The organism is Holzapfeliella saturejae (assembly GCF_037546065.1).
GTDB classification, from domain to species: Bacteria; Bacillota; Bacilli; order Lactobacillales; family Lactobacillaceae; genus Holzapfeliella; species Holzapfeliella saturejae.
The window spans coordinates 960,945-984,997 of the sequence record NZ_JAWMWG010000001.1; the positions used below are offsets into that span (position 1 = coordinate 960,945).

Annotated in this window: 29 protein-coding genes; 3 read left to right on the forward strand and 26 right to left on the reverse strand. The window is 34.7% G+C overall.

The genetic code is table 11. The features are described from left to right. Nucleotides 1–17: 17 nt before the first annotated feature. The 8 genes from R4Y45_RS04740 to R4Y45_RS04775 form a co-directional block, all read right to left on the reverse strand. Nucleotides 18–794, reverse strand: coding sequence for a phosphatidate cytidylyltransferase (locus R4Y45_RS04740; protein WP_339969792.1), 777 nt, complete (start codon nucleotides 792–794; stop codon nucleotides 18–20). A gap of 27 nt (nucleotides 795–821) precedes the next feature. Further along, on the reverse strand, nucleotides 822–1,532 hold the full coding sequence (locus R4Y45_RS04745) for an isoprenyl transferase (protein ID WP_339969794.1): 711 nt from the start codon (nucleotides 1,530–1,532) through the stop codon (nucleotides 822–824). Nucleotides 1,533–1,559: 27 nt separating this feature from the next. Next, nucleotides 1,560–2,117, reverse strand: a complete 558-nt coding sequence (gene frr, locus R4Y45_RS04750) for a ribosome recycling factor (RefSeq protein WP_339969796.1) — start codon at nucleotides 2,115–2,117, stop codon at nucleotides 1,560–1,562. After that, nucleotides 2,117–2,845 (reverse strand): UMP kinase, encoded by a 729-nt coding sequence (gene pyrH, locus R4Y45_RS04755; RefSeq protein WP_339969799.1) that lies wholly within the window; start codon nucleotides 2,843–2,845, stop codon nucleotides 2,117–2,119. The genes frr and pyrH overlap by 1 nt, the downstream gene beginning before the upstream one ends. Before the next feature lie 97 nt (nucleotides 2,846–2,942). Next, a complete protein-coding gene (gene tsf / locus R4Y45_RS04760) occupies nucleotides 2,943–3,824 on the reverse strand; it encodes a translation elongation factor Ts (protein ID WP_339969801.1) in 882 nt (293 codons plus the stop codon). Between the two features lie 42 nt (nucleotides 3,825–3,866). Continuing rightward, nucleotides 3,867–4,604 carry a 30S ribosomal protein S2 gene (gene rpsB / locus R4Y45_RS04765; RefSeq protein ID WP_339969803.1) on the reverse strand — a complete coding sequence of 246 codons (738 nt, stop codon included), beginning with the start codon at nucleotides 4,602–4,604 and terminating at the stop codon, nucleotides 3,867–3,869. Nucleotides 4,605–4,758: 154 nt separating this feature from the next. After that, nucleotides 4,759–5,064, reverse strand: coding sequence for a GIY-YIG nuclease family protein (locus R4Y45_RS04770; RefSeq protein ID WP_339969805.1), 306 nt, complete (start codon nucleotides 5,062–5,064; stop codon nucleotides 4,759–4,761). Further along, entirely contained in the window at nucleotides 5,033–5,779 is a 747-nt protein-coding gene (locus R4Y45_RS04775) for a tRNA1(Val) (adenine(37)-N6)-methyltransferase (RefSeq protein WP_339969807.1), read from the reverse strand. The genes R4Y45_RS04770 and R4Y45_RS04775 overlap by 32 nt, the downstream gene beginning before the upstream one ends. Nucleotides 5,780–5,855: 76 nt before the next feature. Here R4Y45_RS04775 and R4Y45_RS04780 point away from each other — a divergent pair, with 76 nt between their 5' ends. Then, complete coding sequence (locus tag R4Y45_RS04780; protein ID WP_339969809.1) at nucleotides 5,856–6,479, forward strand: lysophospholipid acyltransferase family protein; 624 nt, start codon at nucleotides 5,856–5,858, stop codon at nucleotides 6,477–6,479. A 21-nt stretch (nucleotides 6,480–6,500) separates the two neighbouring features. Here R4Y45_RS04780 and R4Y45_RS04785 read toward each other — a convergent pair whose 3' ends face one another. Then, nucleotides 6,501–6,722, reverse strand: coding sequence for a YneF family protein (locus tag R4Y45_RS04785; protein ID WP_339969811.1), 222 nt, complete (start codon nucleotides 6,720–6,722; stop codon nucleotides 6,501–6,503). A gap of 64 nt (nucleotides 6,723–6,786) precedes the next feature. Then, nucleotides 6,787–7,029: a DUF896 domain-containing protein gene (locus R4Y45_RS04790; protein ID WP_339969813.1), complete on the reverse strand. Its 243-nt coding sequence runs from the start codon at nucleotides 7,027–7,029 to the stop codon at nucleotides 6,787–6,789. A gap of 81 nt (nucleotides 7,030–7,110) precedes the next feature. Here R4Y45_RS04790 and lexA point away from each other — a divergent pair, with 81 nt between their 5' ends. Beyond that, on the forward strand, nucleotides 7,111–7,734 hold the full coding sequence (lexA, locus tag R4Y45_RS04795) for a transcriptional repressor LexA (RefSeq protein WP_339969815.1): 624 nt from the start codon (nucleotides 7,111–7,113) through the stop codon (nucleotides 7,732–7,734). Between the two features lie 34 nt (nucleotides 7,735–7,768). Here the strand turns inward: lexA and R4Y45_RS04800 are convergent, their stop codons facing one another. Continuing rightward, nucleotides 7,769–8,512: a DUF4811 domain-containing protein gene (locus R4Y45_RS04800; protein ID WP_339970260.1), complete on the reverse strand. Its 744-nt coding sequence runs from the start codon at nucleotides 8,510–8,512 to the stop codon at nucleotides 7,769–7,771. A 23-nt stretch (nucleotides 8,513–8,535) separates the two neighbouring features. After that, a complete protein-coding gene (locus R4Y45_RS04805; RefSeq protein WP_339969817.1) occupies nucleotides 8,536–10,050 on the reverse strand; it encodes an MDR family MFS transporter in 1,515 nt (504 codons plus the stop codon). Nucleotides 10,051–10,178: 128 nt separating this feature from the next. Here R4Y45_RS04805 and R4Y45_RS04810 point away from each other — a divergent pair, with 128 nt between their 5' ends. Beyond that, the gene (locus R4Y45_RS04810) at nucleotides 10,179–10,757 is read left to right on the forward strand and encodes a TetR/AcrR family transcriptional regulator (RefSeq protein WP_339969819.1); all 579 of its coding nucleotides are present in this window, start codon (nucleotides 10,179–10,181) and stop codon (nucleotides 10,755–10,757) included. A gap of 71 nt (nucleotides 10,758–10,828) precedes the next feature. On the opposite strand, the gene R4Y45_RS04815 is transcribed toward R4Y45_RS04810, so the two are convergent. The 14 genes from R4Y45_RS04815 to R4Y45_RS04880 form a co-directional block, all read right to left on the reverse strand. Beyond that, entirely contained in the window at nucleotides 10,829–11,173 is a 345-nt protein-coding gene (locus R4Y45_RS04815; protein WP_339969821.1) for a nuclear transport factor 2 family protein, read from the reverse strand. A gap of 195 nt (nucleotides 11,174–11,368) precedes the next feature. Then, nucleotides 11,369–11,740: a nuclear transport factor 2 family protein gene (locus R4Y45_RS04820; RefSeq protein WP_339969823.1), complete on the reverse strand. Its 372-nt coding sequence runs from the start codon at nucleotides 11,738–11,740 to the stop codon at nucleotides 11,369–11,371. A 139-nt stretch (nucleotides 11,741–11,879) separates the two neighbouring features. After that, on the reverse strand, nucleotides 11,880–12,149 hold the full coding sequence (gene rpsN, locus R4Y45_RS04825; protein ID WP_339969825.1) for a 30S ribosomal protein S14: 270 nt from the start codon (nucleotides 12,147–12,149) through the stop codon (nucleotides 11,880–11,882). 9 nt (nucleotides 12,150–12,158) lie between these two features. Then, nucleotides 12,159–12,308 (reverse strand): 50S ribosomal protein L33, encoded by a 150-nt coding sequence (rpmG, locus tag R4Y45_RS04830; protein WP_339969827.1) that lies wholly within the window; start codon nucleotides 12,306–12,308, stop codon nucleotides 12,159–12,161. 146 nt (nucleotides 12,309–12,454) lie between these two features. Beyond that, the gene (rplS, locus tag R4Y45_RS04835; RefSeq protein ID WP_339969829.1) at nucleotides 12,455–12,802 is read right to left on the reverse strand and encodes a 50S ribosomal protein L19; all 348 of its coding nucleotides are present in this window, start codon (nucleotides 12,800–12,802) and stop codon (nucleotides 12,455–12,457) included. Nucleotides 12,803–12,933: 131 nt separating this feature from the next. Further along, on the reverse strand, nucleotides 12,934–13,659 hold the full coding sequence (gene trmD, locus R4Y45_RS04840; protein ID WP_339969831.1) for a tRNA (guanosine(37)-N1)-methyltransferase TrmD: 726 nt from the start codon (nucleotides 13,657–13,659) through the stop codon (nucleotides 12,934–12,936). Further along, a complete protein-coding gene (gene rimM / locus R4Y45_RS04845; protein WP_339969833.1) occupies nucleotides 13,649–14,170 on the reverse strand; it encodes a ribosome maturation factor RimM in 522 nt (173 codons plus the stop codon). Before rimM ends, trmD begins: the two co-directional genes overlap by 11 nt. 63 nt (nucleotides 14,171–14,233) lie before the next feature. Then, nucleotides 14,234–14,506 carry a 30S ribosomal protein S16 gene (rpsP, locus tag R4Y45_RS04850; RefSeq protein ID WP_339969835.1) on the reverse strand — a complete coding sequence of 91 codons (273 nt, stop codon included), beginning with the start codon at nucleotides 14,504–14,506 and terminating at the stop codon, nucleotides 14,234–14,236. Nucleotides 14,507–14,585: 79 nt separating this feature from the next. After that, complete coding sequence (gene ffh, locus R4Y45_RS04855) at nucleotides 14,586–16,022, reverse strand: signal recognition particle protein (protein ID WP_339969837.1); 1,437 nt, start codon at nucleotides 16,020–16,022, stop codon at nucleotides 14,586–14,588. 2 nt (nucleotides 16,023–16,024) lie between these two features. Then, nucleotides 16,025–16,363: a YlxM family DNA-binding protein gene (ylxM, locus tag R4Y45_RS04860; protein ID WP_339969839.1), complete on the reverse strand. Its 339-nt coding sequence runs from the start codon at nucleotides 16,361–16,363 to the stop codon at nucleotides 16,025–16,027. Nucleotides 16,364–16,456: 93 nt separating this feature from the next. Further along, complete coding sequence (ftsY, locus tag R4Y45_RS04865) at nucleotides 16,457–17,833, reverse strand: signal recognition particle-docking protein FtsY (RefSeq protein WP_339969841.1); 1,377 nt, start codon at nucleotides 17,831–17,833, stop codon at nucleotides 16,457–16,459. A gap of 9 nt (nucleotides 17,834–17,842) precedes the next feature. Beyond that, nucleotides 17,843–21,400, reverse strand: a complete 3,558-nt coding sequence (gene smc / locus R4Y45_RS04870) for a chromosome segregation protein SMC (RefSeq protein ID WP_339969843.1) — start codon at nucleotides 21,398–21,400, stop codon at nucleotides 17,843–17,845. A 13-nt stretch (nucleotides 21,401–21,413) separates the two neighbouring features. Beyond that, the gene (gene rnc, locus R4Y45_RS04875; protein WP_339969845.1) at nucleotides 21,414–22,106 is read right to left on the reverse strand and encodes a ribonuclease III; all 693 of its coding nucleotides are present in this window, start codon (nucleotides 22,104–22,106) and stop codon (nucleotides 21,414–21,416) included. A 103-nt stretch (nucleotides 22,107–22,209) separates the two neighbouring features. After that, nucleotides 22,210–23,985, reverse strand: a complete 1,776-nt coding sequence (locus R4Y45_RS04880; protein ID WP_339969847.1) for an oligopeptide ABC transporter substrate-binding protein — start codon at nucleotides 23,983–23,985, stop codon at nucleotides 22,210–22,212. Nucleotides 23,986–24,053: the final 68 nt, after the last annotated feature.

The window sequence follows — 24,053 nt, forward strand, 5'->3', positions numbered from 1 at the left end:
TTTGGCTCCTGTTCTCTTTAAAATAGACCGATTAAATAAGCAACGGGCAATACAAATAGTAGACTATCAAAACGATCTAAAATACCGCCGTGACCAGGCAAAATCGTGCCGCTATCTTTGACTTGATAAAAGCGTTTATAAGCCGATTCTACTAAATCACCGATTTGACCGACAATTGATAATAATCCGCTGATAATCACTACCTGAATCCATGACATATTTAAAGGTACAAGGCTAGTATATAGTAATGATGCTAAAATTGCGACAATAACACCACCTATAGAACCTTCAATCGTTTTATTTGGACTAATAGGTTTATATAACGGATGTTTCCCAAATGTTCGGCCGACTAAGTAAGCACCACTATCTGTAATCCAGATAATAACCAATAATAGCCCAACCAAAGCGAGTCCCTTTTCAGAAGCTCTAGCTTGCAAGAAATAATGAAATCCTTGTCCAACATATAACGAAGTGATGGCAATAACCCCCACATCTTCAAAATTAAACCGGTTAGAGTCAATAATGGTTAATCCCAGTAGTAAGACCATTAAAAGTAGAAATAGTCGATAACGATCTAAGGGTAAATTTTGATCAAAAACAGTTAAAGAAACTGCCGCTAAAGCAGCTAAAACAAAATCTACGGAAACTAACACTCGTCTTTTCATCATATAAATTTCGGCCATAGCGATAATACTCAAAATAGCCATAATTAGTGTCAGATAAATACCGCCCACATAGACCAAAGGAAGTGCTATTGCTAAAGCAACTAGTGCTGTCAAAACACGTATTTTCATTAGCAGGTCTCTTCTTTCTTTTTAAAGTTACAGTTTACCAAAACGGCGATGGCGTTTAGAAAAGTCATCGATAATTTCAGTCAAATCTTCTGGTGAAAAGTCAGGCCAACTTTTATCTGTAAAAGCAAACTCTGTATAGGCTGATTGCCAAAGTAAAAAGTTTGATAATCTTTGCTCACCGCTTGTTCTAATGAGTAAATCAGGGTCTTCAAATTGACTCGTTAACAGGTGAGATTCAATCACATCTTCTGTAACCTCTTCAGGTTTTAGTTGATCGTTTTGAATTTGTTGACCAATTTCAGCCATAGCTTGTGTCAATTCCCGTCTAGAACCGTAATTTAAGGCAAAATTCAAGACTAACCCCGTATTATTTTTAGTTTGTTCAACTGCTTTCATTACAACATCATAAGTTGATTTTGGTAACTCATCTAAAAATCCCATAACATTGATACGTACGTTTTCTGCCATTAATTCTGGCATAAATTTATCAAAAAATAAAGCGGGTAATTTCATTAAATAACCCACTTCTTCTGTTGGACGTCCCCAATTTTCAGTTGAAAAAGCATATAAAGTTAAAACCTTTATACCCAAACGATTAGCTGCTTTTGTAATCGTTTTAACGTTGTCCATTCCTTGTTTATGACCGGCAACACGGGGCAAGAATCGCTTCTTAGCCCATCTTCCATTGCCATCCATGATAATTGCTAAATGGTTAAGATTACTTGATTTTAATTTCATTTGTATTCCTATCAAAAAACCGAAGTTTTAACCTTCGGTAATTTCAACACTTTTTGCATCAGATGCTTCTTCAATTTCTTTAATTGCATCGTCAGTTAATTTTTGAATGTCTTTTTCTAAAAGACGTAGTTCATCTTCAGTGATGTCACCATTTTTTTGTTGTTTTTTAACATCTTCCATAGCATCACGACGAATGTTACGAATTGCAACTTTTCCTTGTTCAGCAATTTTACCAACTTCTTTAGCTAGTTCTTGACGACGTTCACCTGTTAGTTGAGGAATAACTAGACGGATAACATCCCCATCGTTAGCTGGGTTAAGACCTAAGTCAGAAGCTAAGATTGCTTTTTCGATGTCACCTAATGAAGATTTATCATATGGTGAAATCATCAATACACGTGCTTCAGGAATGGTAACTGAAGCCATTTGGTTTAGAGGTGTTGGTGCACCATAGTAGTTCACTTTTACAGGGTTTAAAATACTTGCATTAGCTTTACCTGCACGAATATTTCCAATTTCATGTTGGTAAACTTGCACACTTTTCTTCATTGATTCTTTTGCATTTGTAGTTGCTTGGTTTTGCATTATGATTTTCCTCCGCGAATTTTTGTTCCAATATCTTCTCCGAGTACAACACGTTCAATATTTCCTGGTTCATTGATGTTAAAGACAATTAAAGGAATGTCATTGTCCATTGATAGGAAACTTGCTGTCATATCCATTACACGAAGATCTTTATTAATCATGTCTGATTGTGATAGTTCATCAAATTTAACAGCGTCTGGATCTTGTTTTGGATCTGCTGAGTAAACACCATCAACGTTATTTTTAGCCATCAAAATAACTTCTGCATCCATTTCAGCAGCTCTAAGTGCTGCAACAGTATCAGTTGAAAAGTAAGGATTACCAGTTCCAGCAGCAAAGATAACCACACGATGTTTTTCAAGATGGCGAATCGCACGACGACGAATATAAGGTTCAGCAATTTGACGCATTTCAATAGCTGTTTGAACACGTGTTGGGACACCGACTGATTCTAGCCCGTCTTGTAAGGCTAAACTATTCATCACAGTTGCTAGCATACCCATATAATCAGCTTGTGAACGTTCCATGCCTAATTTGGCACCTGTTTCACCACGCCAGATATTACCGCCACCAACAACAATTGAAATTTCAACGCCTAATGCATGAACTGATTTAATTTCTTCAGCTAGACTCTTGATGATTTCAGGATTAATCCCAAAACCGTCTTTACCGGCTAAGGCTTCGCCACTAACCTTTAAAACAACTCGTTTATAATTAATTGAACTCATGGAATCCTCCTACTATACTGATAACATTTTATCATATTTAAAGTATTAAATCGTATTTTTTCCAAAAAAATAACACCTTAACGGTGTTAAATTTTTGTTATTTTCTAACTTGACTCATAACTTCTTCAACAAAGTTATCAGCTTGTTTTTCGATTCCTTCACCGACTTCATAGCGAACAAAGTTAACAACTTTTCCACCTTTAGATTCAACGAATTGTTGAACTGTTTGGTCAGGATCTTTAACGAATTCTTGGTCTACTAAACTAATTTCTGATAAGAATTTGTTCATACGACCTTCAACGATTTTTGGAATAATCTTTTCAGGTTTTCCTTCGTTTTTAGTTTCTTCTGTGAATACTTCTTTTTCATGGTCTAAGACTTCTGAAGGAACGTCTTCACGTGAAACGTATTTAGGATTGATAGCTGCAACGTGCATTGCAACATCTTTAGCTGTTTGTTCGTCAGCACCTTCTAATGTTACAAGTGCTAAGATTGTTCCACCGTTGTGTAAGTAAGCACCAAATACTTGGTTATCTTCTTTTTTCACAAGGTTGAAACGACGGAAGCTAATTTTTTCACCAATAACAGATGTTAAGTTTGTGATTTCATCTTGAACTGTACCATTTTCGTTGTATGGTAGAGCCATTGCTGCTTCAACTGATTCAGGTTGAGCTTCAGCAATTTTACCAGCTACATCTTTAACGAAAGATACGAAACGGTCATTTGATGAAACAAAGTCTGTTTCTGAGTTAACTTCAACCATTGCTGCAGTGTTTCCACTGAATTCAACGTCAGCTAAACCTTCAGCTGCAACACGATCGCTTTTCTTAGCTGCTTTCAAAGCACCTTTTTTACGAAGTTCATCGATTGCTAGGTCCATGTCACCGTCTGTAGCAACAAGCGCTTTTTTAGCGTCCATCATACCAGCACCGGTTTTTTCACGAAGTTCTTTTACTTGAGCCGCTGTAATACCAGCCATGTCAAATACCCCCTATTAAATTTTCAAATGAATTAATTAAAATTAGTTTTCTTCTGATTTTGCTTCTTCAAATGAAGCTTCATCGATTGCTTGGTCTTCACCTTGTTTACCTTCGATGATAGCATCTGCCATGCTGCTTGTGATTAAACGTACGGCACGGATAGCGTCATCGTTAGATGGAATGATTACATCAATTTCATCTGGGTCACTGTTTGTATCAACCATAGCAACGATAGGAATGTTAAGTTTTTGAGCTTCTTTAACTGCAATTCTTTCTTTGCGAGGGTCAACAATAAATAGTACATCTGGGATTCTTGGCATATCTTCGATACCACCAAGGAATCTTTCAAGTCTTTCACGTTGTTTGTTTAACAATGCAACTTCTTTTTTAGGAAGTACGTCAAATGTACCATCTTCAGCCATAGCTTTGATTTCTTTAAGACGTTTGATACGACCTTGGATTGTATCCCAGTTAGTCAATGTTCCACCTAACCAACGGTGGTTGATGTAGAATTGACCTGCACGCGTTGCTTCTTCTGCGATTGCATCTTGAGCTTGTTTTTTAGTACCAACAAAAAGAAATACACCGTCATCTGCTGCAACTGCTTTAACGTAGTTGTAAGCATCTTCAACCATACGAACTGTTTTTTGTAGGTCGATGATGTAGATTCCGTTTCTTTCTGTAAAGATATAAGGTTTCATTTTTGGATTCCAACGTCTTGTTTGGTGACCAAAATGTACACCTGATTCAAGTAATTGTTTCATGCTAATTACTGACATAAATAAATTCCTCCATTTGGTTTTTTTAATCCTCTCAGCAGTTTTATATCTCTTTGATAAAACTTTAATTAAAAGCACCTTATCAAAAATTTACTACTGATGTGGTTTGCTGCTTTTGGCAACTATCAAATTATACCCTATATTTTTCATTCATTCAATACTTTTTATTAAAATAAGGTACTAAAACATGATGTTGGTTTAAAAATTGTTGTTTTTGTTTTCTGCTTTTCTTTTTGAACCATGCTTCTCGTTTTAAAGCCTGTGATTTTGTAGCGTACTTTTCATAATAAATCACATGAACTGGGACTCTAGCTCGCGTATATTTCGCCCCTTTTTTAGCATTGTGTGTCGCTAATCTCTTGGTTAAATTTGTCGTAAATCCACCATAATAAGTTTGATCAGCACACCTTAAAACATAAAAATAATAATTAATCCCTGTCACCTGCCAAGATTCTTTCAATAAATTCAGTATAATGATTATCTTCTTCATGAACAACAATTTCTGGCAGTAATTTAACACCCGTCATTGCCCCTTTGGCCATTGCTTCTACCAAAACGATATTAGCTTCTCGTCCTTTTTTGGGAATAACGGATTGAATCTTGCGAGGCATTAAATCATATTTCGCCATTAAAGTCATGATTTCAGTTAATCGATCAGGTCGATGAACCATAAAAAGTTTTCCCTTGGTTTTTAGTAGTCCTGCTGATGTTTTAATAATATCTTCCAAGTTAATCATAATTTCATGTCTGGCAATGGCTAGTTGTTCGTTTGGATTAACCTTATGTCCTGAATCAAGCTCAAAATATGGCGGATTACAAATCACCGCATCATAACTATCTTTTTTTAAAAAAGCTGTTGCCTCTTTTGCATCCCGATTATGGACTGTGATTTGATTACTCAACTCATTTAACTCAACTGATCTTGTAGCCATTTCAGCAATATCCGATTGTATTTCAACAGCATCAATTTGAGCTGTTGGATGATAATGCGTTAAAAACAAACTTGCTGCTCCATTACCCGAACACAGGTCAACAACTTTGCTATTCTTTTTGATTTGTGTAAAATAAGCTAATAAAATTGTATCTAAAGAAAAAGAAAAGACTGTTTTATTTTGAATGATCTTAATCTTTTCATTAAATAAGTGGTTAATTTCTTCATTTTCGTACAGCGTCATAAATGTCATTTCCTTTTCAAATATCAGTTAAACTGTTTTTTTGTTATAATAACATGGTTAAAAGAAAGGTGATAATATGTTTTATCGATTTATTCGTGTGGTAGCACGTGCAATATTCTTCATTATAAATGGTCGACCATTAGTTTTACACAAAGAAAGATTACCCGAAGGTAACTATATTTTGATTGCTCCTCATAGAACTTGGTGGGAACCCATTATTTTTGCTTTAGCAGCCAGTCCAAAAGAATTTATGTTTATGGCTAAAAAAGAATTGTTCAAAAACCCTATTCTAAGATTTGTTTTGAATCATTCTCATGGATTTAGTGTTGACCGCCAAAATCCAGGACCATCAGTTATTAAAATCCCGGTTAAAAACTTGAGAAACACTGAACTTAGCTTAATTATGTTCCCAACTGGATCACGTTACTCTAATGATGTGAAAGCCGGAGCTGGTGTGATTGCTAAAATGGCTAACGTTCCCTTGGTTCCTGCTGTTTATCAAGGACCTTTAAAGATGAGTGGTGTTTTCAAGCGTCAAAAAATGTCAATTACCTTTGGTGAACCTATCTATATTGACAAGAAACAAAAATTAACAGATGAATTCAACGAACAATTAGATCAAGATATTCAAAATCACTGGCATGCCATTGATCAAGAAACTAACCCCAACTTCAAATACATTCCAAAAGAAAAAAAGTAGCTAGATAACCTAGCTACTTTTTTATTTACGGTTTTTTGAACGCATGTTTGCCATCACTTGATTCAATTTCTTAGATGATGGTTTTTGTCCCATTTGTGCCATCATTGAACGAATCATATCTTCACTGATTGGCGGATTATCTTGTAAGTATTTCTTCATGTAAGATCTAGCTAAGAAGAAACCTAAGACTAGTCCACCGATTAGGGCAATCACAATTAATAAAATCGCAAGTCCTAAATTCATATTACGCACCCCCGTTTATTAGTTACATTATACTATTTTACACAACTAGCTAGAAGTTTGACAACTAATCTTCGCGTAAACCTTTTCTTCTTTGAGCTTCTTTGGCTTTTTCAGATGTCACTTCTTTACCGTTTTTATCAATAATTTTCATATTTTCGATTTGTTGTTTGAATCCTGCACGAAAATCAGCTAGGTATTCACGATGAAGTTTTTTACGTTCCATTTCTTCAGCTTCGCTTAAACCAGCTTCTTTACGTTTTTTAGCTAATTCATTAATACGATCGATTCTTTCTTGGTTTTGACTCATAATAGTAACCTCTTTTTTATGATTGTTTATTTATTATTTGATGTGCTATCCTTATTTTAACAATATTAAGGGAGTAATTAAATGGCTAACATCAAAGAAAATAAACGATTAGAAATTTTAAATTATCTTTATTATACCATTTTAGATAATCAATATGCCCCTAGTGTACGTGAAATTGCACAACATGTTAACCTGGCTTCCACTTCCACCGTACACAGTCACTTGAAAAAATTAGAAACAGACGGTTTTATTACTAAAGAAGGTAATAAAACCCGTGCAATTCGTGTAACGGATTTAGGAAAAGAACGACTTGATATTAAAGAAGATGCCATTCCAGTTATCGGTGAAATCGTCGCAGGAGAACCTGCTTATACTTTTGATCAATCAATTAACGACTATTTTCCCGTTCCCCCACACTTAGAGCATTTAAAAAATGACTTATTTATCTTAGAAGTCAAAGGAAATAGTATGATTAATGCCCATATCTGCCCTGGAGATTATGTCTTTGTTCATTCTCAAACAAGCGCTCAAAATGGTGACATTGTCGTTGCTTTAACCGAAGACAACGAAACCACTTTAAAACGTTTTTATAAAAAACAAAATAAAATTTACTTGCATCCCGAAAACGATACAATGACTGATATTCAAGTTGATAATGTCAATATATTAGGCAAAGTCATCAGCCTGTATCGTCCTATGATATAAAAAACATCTCCTAAAATTTAGGAGATGTTTTTTATTACTCTATTAATGATTTCATAGCTTGTAGTGTTAGCTCTGTTGTCACTTTTTGAGTGTAATCCGCAAGTTGTGCTTGTGTTGTTGCAGGATTTTGTGCTTGATAACTTTGTATCTGTGTGGCTACTGCTTGTTTAAGCTGTGTTTGTTGTGCCTGTTTTTGTGCATCGGTCATGGCTTGTTGTTTTTCAGTTAAAGTTTTAGTTTGATCTGCTGATAAAACGAGCCAGTTTGACTGTGGAAGTGTTACTTCATTTGTTTCAGAAATTAATTCAGTTTCTGTATCATCTACTTTAAATAATGATTTATATAACTCTGAGTTATACTGCCATTTTGTTGTCGTTGTTTTAATCTTAGCTGGTTCATCAGTGGCAATAACTTGATAATTAGCTGATTTTTTAACCGCTTCAGCCATATGATGTTGATCAGGAACAAAAGCAGTAATAGGTTGTTCTTGGTCTTTAGATTCTCTAAAACTCATCGCATAATTATCAGAATCCGTTCCAATTTGATTAGCAATCAAAATATTCACAGGAGAATCTAACTGACCTGCAGTGTAAATACTCGTTTCTTTTGTTTCAACTTCTTGAGACATTCCAAAGTGATAGGAAGTATTGGCGATAATCGCAATAGCTGAAAGTAATAGTAAAGCAGAAAAAATTGTTCCAACAACTCGTCTAATAGCCTTAGGTTTAATTAAAAACCACGATGCTAATGTCAATAACGTTAAAACAATTACAATCATAATAATCAACTTTAAACACCCCCCTATTTCGTTTTTTCTTTCTTATCTTGTGGTTGGTTAGTTACAAATAACGCCATAATGAAGCCAATCACTGCAAAAGCTAATCCCATGGTAAAGGCTACTCTAAATCCATCCATAGAAGCTGTTAAAGTTTGTGCTCCATATTTGATTGGGTCTGCTGCTTTTAAGGCTTCAGCAGGTGCATGGGTATTCATAATATTTTGTGTAACAGAAGTTAATAGTGCAACAACAATAGAAGTCGAAACTTGTCTCATCGTATTATTAGCAGCTGTTGCATGAGTTGACAATTCTGTAGGTAAAGCTGCCATAGCGCGTGTTGTCAGTGGCATCATTGTTAATGCAACCCCCATCATTCGAACAGCATATAATACTGTAATGATATGAGTTGGTGTTGTTGCTGACAAGAATGTAAAAGGTAATGTTCCAATAGCTACAATTGATAATCCAACTAAAGCCAGACGTTTTACCCCCACTTTGTTATATAAAATACCAGCAATTGGTGAAACAATCCCCATCATTAATGCCCCACCTAATAGGGTTAATCCTGAATTTAATGGCGTCAATCCGTGAACATTTTGTAGGTAAGTTGGCAACATCATTTCAACACCATACATAGCCATTGCAACCATGATAACGGTCAAAGTTGGAATAGTGAAGTCTTTTACCTTGAAAACCCTAATATCTAAGAACGGCACTTTTAGTTTTAATTGACGTATCACAAAAATTGCTAATAAGACAATACCTGCAACAATTGGCAAAATAACGTTCATAAAATCTGTCCAACCTGCTGTTGCGACGTTTGTAAAGCCCAGTAAGAATAGACCAAAACCAATAACAGATAAGAATAACGATAGAACATCTAACTTAACTGATTTATTAGGAATTACATCTTTCATTACAAATGGACTTAAGACAAATGCAATTAACACAACAATTAATGGTAAAACAAAAATTGTTCGCCATGAGTTAGAAATTGTTACTCCTAAAACAACATGGTTTTGATCTAAAATCCAACCAGAAAGTGTTGGTCCAATTGCAGGTCCCATCCCAATAACAAGTCCACCTAATCCAAGAGCAGTCGCTCTTTCTTTTAAGTTGAACATGTTTAAAATAACAATTTGCATCAGCGGCATCATAACCCCAACAGCAATCGCAGCCAGAACTCTTCCGACTAAAAAGATAATCCAAGATGAATGATTAGCTGGTGTTAATGCTGTTAATCCAATTCCTATTGCTAATAAACCATAGGCCCCAACATGTAAAATTCGAGTTGAGATTCTAGTGGCTAAGTACGCTGTTAAAGGAATCATTACACCGTTAGCAAGCAAGAACCAAGTTGTTGCTTGTTGTGCTGTACTTAAATTGATGTCAAATTCTTTCATCAACGTTGGAAGCGCTGTTCCAAGTGAAGTTTGCATCAAAATACCAGCAAATGTTGCAAATAAAATAAGTAGCATAACCGTTATACGATTATAAGGTTTGCCATGTATATCTAAGTGATTTTGAGTATTTTCCATTATTTCCTCCTTATATTTTTAAAAATTCCATTTGAAACTATACGCTTATTCTGGTAAATTAGCTACAACAAAATAAGTCATGTTGTCTTATTTTTATCATACTACTTTTATTATACGAGGTACAAAATTTGGCTACTTACACCAAAAAAACACAACAAACCGATAGAATTATTCGACGCGCTTTTTTGCGTGTTTTAAAAACAAAATCCTTTGATTTCGTAACGGTCAGCGATATTGTTAAAGAAGCTAATATCCACAGAAGTAGTTTTTATCGTTATTTTGATGATAAATACCAACTAGCTGAATGTATTGAAAAAGAAATTATGGGCTACATGAGAAGCGAACGACTAAAATGGATGGATAAGCATCCAAAAACAACACTTGCAGATCCTGAAGCCATGGCCCAATTATTTAAATCAATTGATTTTTTTGCACCAGCTATTAATATTCTGCTGAGTCCAAATGGCGATCCTAGCTTTGAAGTTCGCTTACGTAATGCGATGTTTAAAAACTTTTTCAAAAATTCTAAATTTGATGATGTTGAAGATGACAAAATCGAATTAATGAAGTTATTTTCGATCAATACTATTATTGAAACTTACAAATATTGGACCTCTCCTCATCGCAAACTAACCGCTGAAGAACTTGCTGAGATGCTTAGCGATATGTATAAAAAAGGATTTATTTATGCGGTTAATCATTTATAACCAAAAATCGAGCCTAGTAATTAGGTTCGATTTTTTTAGTATAAGTTAGCGACTGCACGTTTAATTTTAAGTTAGTTATTGACCGTTTCAAAAGAAATGGTTAACTGTAAATTCCAAATTCGACGCATACCTGAAATATCAGCATCAACACGATTTTTGGCAACTATGGTTGGCTTACTAGCGGTTAGGTTTTCAAAAGTTAATTGATCTTCTTCAGCTGAAAAATATTGCATACTACTATTTTCAATTGCTCCTAACCAGTCGTTTTTAGATTGTTGAACACCTGTAATATGAACTAAATAAAAATCATCTATTAAAAGTGAACTTAAATCGCTTGTATCACGATTAATCATATCTTGATAGAGTCGTTGATAAACTTGTCTAACTGCAATCTCTTGATTAGATAAACTTGACATACTTACAACGGACTCCGTCTGATTGCTCGTCATATTTGAATCTATTTTTCGATTATTGGGCTGTAAAAATAAAATCAATACTGTAAGAAGGCTCAAGCCAAAAACTGTAAAGCCCACTATTTTCCATATCTTTTGACGACTGCAATAAAAGCAATTAGACCTAATAATAAAAGTATATTAATCATATTCATCTCCCTAATAACTTTTGGCTACTGCTGAATTAATTACTAAATGTCCTTCTTTATTTTGTGAAAAGGTCAAGGTCATTTGTAAGTGCCAATCAGCTCGAAACCCATAAATCTTTGCATCAACAATACTTCTTCCTATTAAAATAAGTGAATCATCCGTAACTTTAATACTTACTTGATCTTCTTGTGCACGATAATATCGCATTTGACCTGTTTCAATGGCTTGTAACCAATCTTGTTTAGCTTGTTTAATACCTGTCATATGCTCTAAAACAAAATTGTCCGCTAATCTAGCATTAAGTAAATTAATATTTTGATTAACCATACCTTGATACAAATCACGATATAATTGCTTAGCTTGTTCATGGATATTCATCATAGTTATCATCCTTATTTTTTATTGATGTTTTTATCATAAGGGTTCAAGTTAACTTTAAGTCAACTGTTAATTCAAAAAAAGATGGCAGATATTTAGCTATCAATTTAGCTCAATATCTGCCATCTTTTTGGCTATTCAATTACCAACTTGCTTTTTTTACACCAGGAATCTGACCCTTTAAAGCCAATTGTCTAAAATTCAAACGGGATAGCTTGAATTTTCGCATATAGCCTCTTGGTCTACCGTCTAATAAATCACGGTTTTGCAACCGGTTAGGATTTGATTCTTTAGGTAATCTCGCAAGTGCTTCATAGTCACCTTTTGCTTTAAGCTCTTGTCTAATTGCCGCATAGCGGTCAATTAGTTCTCTTTGTTTACGTGCTTTTGCAATTTTTGATTTTTTAGCCATTCAATCTCCTTATTTGGTTTCTTTGAATATCATACGTTGACGTTTTTTAGGTGAGTATTTTTTAAATTCTAAACGTTCAGGGTTATTACGTTTATTTTTATTAGTTAAATACAATCTTTCACCAGTTTCTGCACATTCTAAAAGAATATTTTGTCTCATTATAAAACCTGCTTTCTAATATAAATAGTAATTATTACTATTTGAAATATAATTTTATCATATTGTGTTAGTTTGTCAAATAAAGTCTTTGAACAAAAAAGCTATTACCTTTAACAGTAATAGCTTTTTTATTGTGAAAAATAGAATTATCTTCTTTTTTCTGGGATTCTTGCTGCTTTACCACGTAGGTTACGTAGGTAGTAAAGTTTAGCACGACGTACACGACCTTGACGAGTTACTTCAATCTTAGCAACACGAGGTGTGTGTAGTGGGAATGTACGTTCTACACCAACACCACTACTGATTTTACGAACTGTGTAGCTTGCGCTTACGCCAGTTCCTCTTCTTTTAATAACAACACCTTCGAAGATTTGGATACGTTCGCGAGTACCTTCAACAACTTTTGCGTGAACACGAACTGTATCTCCGGCACGGAAATCAGGAAGATCTGTTTTTAGTTGATCTTGTGTTAAATCTTTAATCAATTGATTCATGATTTTTTCTCCTTTGTCGATACTCTTAATCAAATTCGACCAGCGGAATATCCGATTTATTAGTGATTTGCATCACAATACGATATTTTAGCAGTATTATTTTAAAAAGTCAATGTTACTTAATCTTAAGATTAGTCAGCCAATTCTTGCTTAATTTCTTGCAATAATTGATGCTGTTTTAAACTTAGCGTCTTATTTTCTAGTAAATCTGGACGATATAAATAAGTATTCTTCAACGACTGTTTCTCACGCCAGGCTTTAATATTAGCATGATGACCACTAAGTAAGACATCCGGTACCTTTTGACCTTCGTATTCTGCAGGTCGAGTGTACTGCGGATATTCAAGTAAACCATCTGAAAATGATTCATCACTAGCAGAGTCTTCATTTCCTAACACACCTGGAATTAATCTAACAGTTGAATCAATCATTGCCATCGTTGGAATTTCGCCACCAGTTAAAATAAAATCTCCAATAGACACCACATCTGTTGCATATTGATAGACACGTTGGTCAAAGCCTTCATAATGACCACAAATAAAAGTGATATTGTCATAATTATTAGCCCAATCAGTCGCCATTTCTTGGTTAAATGGTTTTCCTGTTGGTGCTAAAATCACAACTTTTTGTTTATTTTCAATTTCAGATAAGGCACTAGCAATCGGTTGAACTTGTAACACCATCCCTGGTCCACCACCATATGGTGCATCATCAACATGCATTTGCTTATCTTTTGTAAATTTACGAAAGTCAATCACATTTAAGTTTAATTTGTCATTTTCAATGGCTTTCCCGACAACTGAGTGTTTCATTGCTTCAAACATATCTGGAAATAGTGTTAAAACATTAATCTTCATCAATTAACCCCTCAGGTACTTCTACCCAAGCTTTATTTTGATCCAAGTCAATTTTTTTGACGATTTGGTTTAAGAATGGGAGTAAAACATCTTTTCGACCAGGTTTTTCAATTGTCCAAACATCATTCGCACCTGTTGGGAAGATTTCTGTTACCTTGCCAAGCACTTCATCTTTGTCTAAATCAATAACCTCAAGTCCAATGATTTGATGGTAGTAGTAGGCACCTTCTTCAAGTTCTTGCATATTTTCTTTGGCAACATAAAGTAGGTCACTTTTATATTTTTCAACGAGGTTAATATCTTCTAGTCCTTCAAATAGTACCAATAAAAAGTTCTTAACCGAACGTGTACTTTTAACTGTAACTTCAACTTCTTGCTTTTGATGTTCAATAATCAAAGGCATGCCTGGTGCAAAGCGTTCTTCGATAAAGTCAGTTGATGGGAAAACTTTCAACTCACCTTTGATACCGTGAGTATTAACAATTTTTCCAACTTCATATTTAGTTGACATTCTTTTTAACTCCTTTCAGAAAAAAAGCTTAAATGAAGTTACCTCATTTAAGCTTTTAAAAATTTATTTAGAGTATTTTGATTCGTGTAATTTTGTCATGATTCCAGCACCAGATAACAAGCTACGAACTGTATCTGAAGGTTGAGCACCTTTTTGTAACCATTCTAAAATTGAATCTTCTTCTAATTTTAATTGTGTTGGGTTTGAAAGTGGGTTGTAGTAACCAACTTCTTCGATAAAACGACCATCACGAGGTGATCTTGAATCTGCTACCACTAGACGGTAGAAAGGTTTACGTTTTGAACCCATACGACGCATACGAATTTTAACTGCCATATTAATGACCTCCTATTTTTATTAACTTAATCAGTTTAGCATGAACATTTTAAGTTGTAAAGGGTTTTTACTTAACAGATTAAGATTTAAATCTTTTAGCTTTTTTAAGACGTTTTTTCTTTTTCTTTTGAGAACGTTTCATCATGGAATTCATGGCCATTTTACCCATTTTACCTTTCATTCCACCACCAAGCATCCCTTCAAGATCGCTTGTGTTACCTTTTGAAACCTTCTGCATCATTTCTTTTGATTGCTTAAATTGTTTAATCATACGGTGAATTTCTTGAATGTTGCGTCCAGAACCTGCCGCAATACGACGGCGGCGAGATGGTGTTAAGATATCTGGATTTTCACGTTCTTCAGGTGTCATCGAATAAACGATTGCCTTTAAGTGTGCAATATCTTTTTCACCAATATTAATGTTTTGTAATGCGGGATTATTAGCCATACCTGGAATCATTTTGATTAATTCATCAATTGGCCCCATGCTTTGAATTTGATCCATTTGATCAATGAAGTCGTTGAAGTCAAACGTGTTTTCACGCATTTTTTCAGCTAATTCTTGGGCGTTCTTTTGATCGTAATCTTTTTGAGCCTTTTCAATCAAGCTCATCATGTCACCCATACCTAAAATACGGTTAGCCATACGATCAGGGTGGAAGATATCTAGGTCAGATAATTTTTCCCCTTCCCCAACATACAAAATTGGTTTGTTTGTGATTGAACGAATAGATAAAGCAGCACCACCACGGGTATCCCCATCTAACTTAGTTAAGATAACTCCTGTGATATCTAGTGCTTGGTTAAATCCATCGGCAACAGTTGCCGCAGCTTGACCTGTCATCGCATCAGCTACTAAAACGATATTGTCTGGTTGAGCGATTTCTTTAACATTCTTTAGCTCATCCATTAGCGTTTCATCAATTTCAAGACGTCCTGCCGTATCAATAATCACATAATCGTTTTTGTTTTCTTTAGCTTGTTGCATCCCGTGTCTAACGATATCTTCTGCTGAATTATCAACACCCTCTTCATAGACTGGAATTTCTAGCTGATTTCCAATAACTTTTAATTGGTCAACCGCAGCTGGACGATAAATATCGGCCGCAATTAGTAATGGACGTGCTTTTTGTTCGGCCATTAATCGATTAGCTAATTTACCTGCAGTGGTGGTTTTACCAGTCCCTTGAAGTCCAACCATCATAATAACAGTTGGAATTTTGTCAGATTTAGTTAATTCAACTGCTGATTCACCCATCATTTGAGTTAATTCTTCATTAACAATTTTGATGATTTGTTGACCTGGTGTCAGACTTTCTAAAACATCTGATCCCAAGGCACGTTCTTTAATTTTTGCAATAAATTCTTTAACAACTTTAAAGTTAACATCCGCTTCAAGTAATGCTAAGCGAATTTCACGAGTTGCTTGATTAATATCGGTTTGGGTAACTTTACCTTTTTTACGTAAGCCAGATAACGCATTTTGAATACGTTCACTTAAGCCTTCAAATGCCATACTTAGTTCTCCTCTATTATTTGTCTAATTTTTTGGATTGTGTCTTTTGCTTCAGTATAATTTTGCTTATCTATCGTTGATAGTGCCTGTTGACTTAACTGTTCAATAGCTAAAAAATTACGATTCAAATTCAATTTAGCTTCGTAATCTTCTAGCAAACGCGTCGTTCGTTTGAGATTATCATAAACCGCTTGTCTAGATACTTCTGCATTCTCAGAAATTTCAGCAAGTGATAAATCATTAAAGTAATAATCTTCAAAATAACGCTGTTGCATTGCAGTTAGTAGAGGTCCATAAAATGAAAACAACTGGGTTAAGTACTGTGTTTTTTCTAAACTCATACGTCGACCTCCTTGCATTAGGTTAAAGGACTTTTTTTAATTCGTCAATTACTTCTATTATACAAAAAAATTGGCCACATATGGCCAATCCTTTTAAATTAATCCTTTAAATAATCCCAAAGCAAATTTTTCAGTATCAAATGGTGCTAAATCAGCCACTTGCTCACCTAAACCTACTAACTTAACCGGGATATTCATTTCATTACGGATAGCAATCACAATTCCTCCACGTGATGATCCGTCCAATTTAGTTAAAACAATTCCTGAAATTTGGGTAACTTGATTGAACTCTTTTGCTTGGCTCATCGCATTTTGTCCAGTCGATCCGTCTAAAACAAGTAGTGTTTCTTCAGGTTGGTCTTTAAATGTTTTTTGAATGGTACGTTTGATTTTATCTAACTCATTCATCAAATTAACTTTGTTTTGTAAACGACCCGCTGTATCAATTAGTAGGTAATCCACTTCTTGCTCATGAGCTCGTTTAACACCTTCAAACACAACTGAAGCAGGGTCAGCTTTTTCAGGTCCTGTAACCACATCAACACCAACACGTTCACCCCATTGAACAAGTTGTTGAACCGCACCTGCTCTAAAGGTATCAGCTGCAACTAACATTACAGATTTGCCTTGTGATTTCAATTGAGCGGCTAGTTTACCAACTGTGGTTGTTTTACCAGAACCATTAACTCCAACGAAAAGATAGATATTAGGCTTATTAGCTTCATTATAAGATAAGCCTTCATCTTCCTCACCAGGATTTTCATAAAGTCCCACTAATTTTTCAACAATTACTTCTTTTAATGCTTGTTTTGATTTAGCATTTTTTAATTTTGCTTCATCTCTCAATGCATCTACTAAATTCATTGAGGTTTCATAACCGACATCAGACTCAATTAATAAATCTTCTAAATCATCGAAGAAATCTTCATCGACACGTCTAAAATTAGCAAAGAAGGCATTTAATTTTTCACCAAAAGAGCGGTTAGTTTTTTCCAATCCTTTTTCATAAAGGTGTTCTTTTTGTTCTTCTTGATCTTCTTCTGCATCTTCAGCGTCTTCTTGTTCAGCCTCTGTTTCTGGTTCTACTGCTGTCTCAGTTTCTATTTCTTCTTCAACTTCGTCCACTTCTGCTGTCGATGTTGGTTTTTCAGACTCTTCTTGCATATCTGATTCGTCGTGTTCTGGTGTTGAAGTCGTTTCTTCTGAAGCTTGTGATTCCACAGGTTCTGGTTGTTGGTTTTTTGAAGACATATCTTCTTCAACTTCATCATCTAGCTCAGGTTCTTGATCTTTTTCGTGAGCTGGCTGTTCAGATTCTTCTTGCTCGGCAACTTCTACTTCTTCTTTGGTTGAAGTCGACTCTTTGGGTTCTTCATCTTGTACTTCTTCTTGATTTTCTTCGACTTCAGGTGTTTCTTTTTCTTTTTTATCTCCAAAAATGGATTTTTTTATACGATCAAATAATCCCATTGTAACCTCCTACAATTGTTGTTCGATTTCATTTAGTGAAACAGATAACAAACTCGAAATACCAGATTCTTGCATCATAACACCATAAAGTTGATCAGCTTGTGCCATTGATCCTTTTCTGTGGGTAATCATAATGAACTGTGTTGTTAAATCATAGTTTTTCAAGAATTGGGCAAAACGGTCAACATTCGCTTCATCAAGCGATGCTTCAACCTCATCCAAAATACAAAATGGTACAGGGCGGACTTTTAAAATAGCAAACAATAAAGTGATTGTTGTTAATGCACGTTCCCCACCCGAAAGTAGGCTTAAACTTTGTAGTTTTTTACCTGGTGGCTGTGCAATGATATCAATCCCAGTAGTTAAAATATCATGTTCATCAGTTAAAGCTAATTTAGCATGACCTCCACCAAACATCTTAGGAAAAATATCCGCAAATGCTGCACTCACTTGATCAAACGTTTCTTTAAAACGAGTCGATACTTCCTTATCCATTTCATTCATCGTATTTTCAAGAGTTGCTTTAGCTGACAGTAAGTCATCTTGTTGTTGATGTAAAAAGTCATACCGCTCTTTAACTTCTTGATATTCAGCAATAGCCCCCAAATTGACAGGCCCTATGTCTTCAAGCGATAGCTTATGCAACTTGATTTCATGTTGCAATTGACTAATATTGATTGACTCTGGATTTTTGATATCACTCATAGCTCGTTCAAAAGTCAACCGATACTCTTGATTCAGTGTTTGTAATCGTGACTCAATCTCAGATTTCAAAATAGCTAGTTGATTACTTTGAGTTTCTTGCGTTTTGGCAACTAATTTTCTTGAATCATACTGTTTTGTATAATCTGTTTCAAGTGCTGTGATTTTTTCTTCTATAGTTGTTAATTCTTGTGCAAACAACTTGAGTTGCTCATTGAACTCATCAATTTTAAGTTTATTTTGAGCAAATTGTTGTTGCTGTTTTGTAACATCTTGTGAATTTTTTGCTTTAGCCTGCTCTAAATTGGCTAACTTATCAATTACTTGTTGCTGTTGTTGATGGCTTTGTTTGACTTCCGCCTGTTTTTCAGTAATTTGAGTTTGATAGGTTTCTTGTTTTGTTTTAAAAACCGCAATCTCAGGTAATAATTCATTTAATTGAGCTTGCACTTTTTGTGAAATTTGATCAAAATTTTGAATTTGAGTTTGGGTTTCTTTAATTTTTTGCTGAATTTGTTCGACATCCGCTTCAGCCTGTGTTTTTTGTTGATCTAGTTCAGAATACTGTTGTTGTTGTTTTTCTAACTCAGCTTTTTTAGTCTGTAATCCGTGCTTAAGATAATTCAATTGCTTGGTTAATGTTTGTTTTTCATCTTGCAAGCGGTTGATTTGATTATCAAATTCTCTTAACTCGGTCGTCACTTCTGATACTTTTGCTGTGTTTTCGGTTTGAATTTTTTCAAGTCGTTGCTTTTCAGTAATTTCTTGTTGTAAGGTAGCTTGGATTTGTTCAATTTGGGTATCAAATTGTTGCCCCTTAGTAACTAAATCATCTAACTGCTTTTTAATCAATAAAGGCGATTGGCTATTTTTGTTGTGTGACCCCCCTGACATCTGACCGCCAGGACTTAAATAATCGCCATCTAATGTAACAATATGATGTCTTTGCTCCAATAATTGGCTCAATTTTGTTGCATTATCCAGATTATCCATAACAATAATTCGCCCTAATAAGTGCGTAATAGCTGGTTTAACTTCATCAGAACAAGCTATCAAATCAGATGCAATTCCATGATAACCAGCTGTTGTTTTTAGAATTTTTTTGACTTCTGCTGATAATACTTGTTGTCGTAGTTGATCTAAGGGTAAAAATGTTGCTCGGCCCCAGTTATTTTGACGTAAAGTTTTAATTGCGTGCTTAGCTTCACTTTGTGTACTAGCAACAAGATTTTGAGCATTACTTGCCAAAGCAGTATCAAGTGCGAGTTGATATTGACTATCAAAATCAATCAGCTCACTAACCACGCCCAATATCCCTGGAAACTGGTCCTTATGATTTAAAACAGCCTTAACACCTTGAAAATAACCTTCATGATTTTCATGCAAGCGTTTAAGAGCTTGAAGTTGAGCATGAGTTCCTTGAGCTAACTCTTTTACTTCACTTCGTTCTTTTTGGTTTTGCATGACTTTATTTGAAGCCTTTTCAATTGCCAACTGGCTTTCATCTACTTGAGTTTTAAGCTGATTAAGCCAAGTCTCTTGTGCTTGTTTTTCTTCAGTTAGTTTAATAACCCGATTATCTAAATCGGTTAAATTTGCTTCTAATTCTTGAACTTCAGGAGAAGTTAACTCCCCTTTTAGCTGGTTAATTGCGTTTTCTGCAAAAATTAACTGGTTCGATAAAGTTGTTTTATTTTGGAGATTGTCAATATAATCATCTCTTAAACTTTCCAACTGTTGTTGCAGTTTACCTGGATCTTGAGCAATCTCAGATTTAAGGTCATTCTCTTTTACTTTTAATTGTTCATATTGTTCAGTTGCTGTGTTCAATTGCATCTGTTTGTCTGAAAGCTCTGCTTCCAATTGTTGCTGACGTTTTTTTAATTCTTGTTGACGATCTTGTAACTCTTTTCGACTGGTTTCATCAAATTCTGTACTTTGGTCATAAACTGCTAACTGCGTCTTAATTTCATAATTTTGGTTAAGTAATTGATTATATTCAGCTTGTAATTTATCCTGTTTATTTCTCAAATCCACTCGGTTTTTTCGACTCGATTCTAGTTGTTGTTGAATCGTTGATACTAATCGATCAAGTTTTTGCAATTCTTGTTTAGTCTCGTTGTTTTGGTTAAGCAATTCTTCTTGCTTTTGAGCACGGGAATTGATTTCCAATGTTAAAACAATTTTATTTTTAGAATCGTAACCTTCTTTTTGTGACCGATACTCTTCAGCTAAACTTTTTTGCTGTTTAAGAGGTTCAATTCGTGTTTCCAACTCTTTCACAAAGTCATTAATTCGAATCAAATTATCTTGCGTCTGTTTTAGTTTAAGTTCAGCCGTTCTTTTTTGCTGTTTAAACTTCAACACACCTGCAGCCTCTTCTATAATAAATCGACGGTCAACCGGTTTTGCATTAAAAATCTGTTCAACACTGCCTTGAGAAATAATCGACAAGGATTCTTTCGATAATCCCGAATCCATAAATAGGTCATGGATATCTTTCAAACGGACATTTTGGTTATTGATTTGATAGTGGCTATCACCGTTACGGAAAATAGTGCGTGTAATTGCAATTTCTTTAAAATTGCTATTCAGTTGTTTAGTTTGATTGTCGAAAACAACCGTTACCTCTGCACGATTTAGTGGAGCTTTCATCGCTGTACCACCAAAAATAACATCTGTCGCATTTTCTCCGCGCAAATGTCTCACATTTGTCTCTCCCATTACCCAACGCATGGCTTCAGTTATATTACTTTTACCACTTCCATTAGGTCCGACAATACCTGTTATTCCTTTAGGAAATTCTAAGGTGACTTTGTCAGGGAATGATTTAAATCCATTAATTGTTAATGACTTTAATGGCATTTCGTCAACTCCATTATTGTAATTTTTTCAAAGCTTCACTAGCAGCATGCTGTTCAGCTTTTTTCTTAGAATCGCCAGTTCCTTCAGCTAGTTTTTCAGTTTCAGCATATACCGCTACTTTAAATGTTTTATCGTTATCGCTACCTGTTTCCTGAAGCGTTTCATAACTGATTTTTACTGACCCATTTTGCTGTAATAGTTCTTGTAATTGTGTTTTGTAATCCGCATTGTATGAGAAATCACCTTTGATGATATCAGGAAACACAGTTGCTTTTAAAAATTGATAAACACCTGGCATCCCCTGATCTAAAAACAAGGCACCATTAAATGCTTCAAAAACATCTTCTAATAATGTTTTTCTCAGTCTTGCACCATTATTTTCCTCACCTTTACCAAGCATGATTTCTTGGTCAAAGCCTGCTTCTTTTGCAAACTTTGAAAATCCTTCTGTTCTAACAACATTTGAACGAAAACGTGTTAATTCACCTTCGTCAAGGTCAGGAAATTGATGATACAAAAATTCTGAAATTGCTAATTCTAAAACCGCATCTCCCAAAAACTCTAATTTTTCATAGTTTTTTAGTTCCAAATTGCGATGCTCATTTGAATAAGATGAGTGCGTAAATGCTTCATCTAGCAAACTCATATCTTTAAATATTATTTGAAAATCATCTCGTAACTTTTTGGTAAATTTCGAACTAACCATATTTAAAATCTCCTTCTATATCTATGTTTATTATACCAGTTTGTGTAGTAAGAAAAAACGCACAAAAAAACACTTTTCATTGAATTGAAAAGTGTTTTTAATGTTATTTGTTTTCAGATACACCCACAGATGCCCATGAAGAGCTAGGTAATTTACTATAACCTACAACTCGTTTGTTAACAGCAGTGATTCCATAGCTATTTGCAATTGGAATTACATAAGCATTGTCATTCATCCATTCTTGCCATTTGAAGAATGCTTTTTGACGATGTTCTGCATTAAATGAATCTTGAGAATCAATATCTGCTAACAATTTATCTTGTTCATCAGATACGAATCTTGAAAAGTTGAATGGTGCTTTTCTATTATAGATATCATTTGGTGATGGTTCTGATGATAGACTCCATGCAGCCATAAACATATCTACATCTGGATCATCGTTTTGAATTTTATCATAGAAACTATTGAATTCAATCAAACGACCACTAGTTAGTTGAACGTTCAAACCAATTTTCTTCCATTGTTGGATATAGTTTTGAATGATAGGTTCTTGAACGGCACTTCCTGACATAGCAGCAAGTTTAATTACAAGAGGTTGACCGTTTTTATCTACACGGTAGTCACCTTCTTTTTTATAGCCTGCTTCGTCCAATAATTGGTTAGCTTTATCTAAATTAAAGTCGTAACCTTTTACATCTTTATTAAAGTATTGTTCGAATTGCTCTGGAATTAAAGTAGGAATTCTAAATGACAGACCATTCATGAATTTTTCGTAAGCTTGGTCAACATTCATAGCGTAACCAATAGCTTGACGAAGTTTTTGGTCACTCATTTTAGAATTAGTATTCATAACACTTTCGCCTTTTTCAGCATCCCATTTACCTACTTTAAATCCTAAGTAAGAGTAACTTAAAGGAATTTTTCCAATAAACTCAGTATTAGGGGCACTTTGTACTTCTTTCCAAGCACTGTTTTGAACTCCAATGATATCATAGGTATTACTCAAAGCAGCTTGTGTTGCATTACTTGGACTTACAACTGAAATTGTGATTTTTGATAGTTTAGGTTTTTCACCATAGTAATATTCATTTGGTACCCATTCGGCTGATTGACCAGCAACTAAATTACTTAGTTTATAAGGACCGTAGTAAAGAGGTGTTTTTCTAACTTGGTCTGATGAAACTAATTTATCAAATGGGACATCTTTTAATTGATGTTCAGGTGAAGCAGTTTCCCATAAATAACCGTTCCCAGATTGTGTCATACCTGGTTTCATCTCTTTAAATTTAATCACAACTTCATTACCGTCTTCACCGTTTGGTGTTGTAATTCCTGAAATTTGATCAGACTTACCAGCATTGTAATCGGTAATACCTTCAATACCTTGTAAACTTTCAGTATATCTAGAAGATTTAGTTGCAGGGTTTGCAATAATTTTGTAAGAATAGACAACATCTTTGGCTGTCAGAGGTTGACCATCTGACCACTTAACATTTGGATTGATTGTAATTGTAGCGGTTTTTGCATCAACATTTAATTTTAAGTTAGCTGCCCCGCCATCTACAATTTTATAGTTATCATCATATTTGAATAATGATTCATCACCAAATTGTGAAACCGATGAGTCGTTAGCAGAAGTTGCAAGAGCTGAGTTAAAAATACCTGTAAAAGGTGTGTCAGAAACCATAGCTAAACTTAATGTACCACCCTCAACTGGCTTACTCTTGTTTGATACAGAAACAGGAAACTGTTTATTAGTTGTTTCTGCTTGCTTAGAAGAACTGTCACTTCCACCACCATTACTACTACATCCAGCTAATGTCATTGCTACAGCAGCTGTCGCAATCGGCATTAGCCATTTTTTTCTCTTAGATACCATTTAATAACCCCCCAGAGCTTTCTTTTTATTATATTAAAATATTATCACTTGAATATTAAAAAAACAAG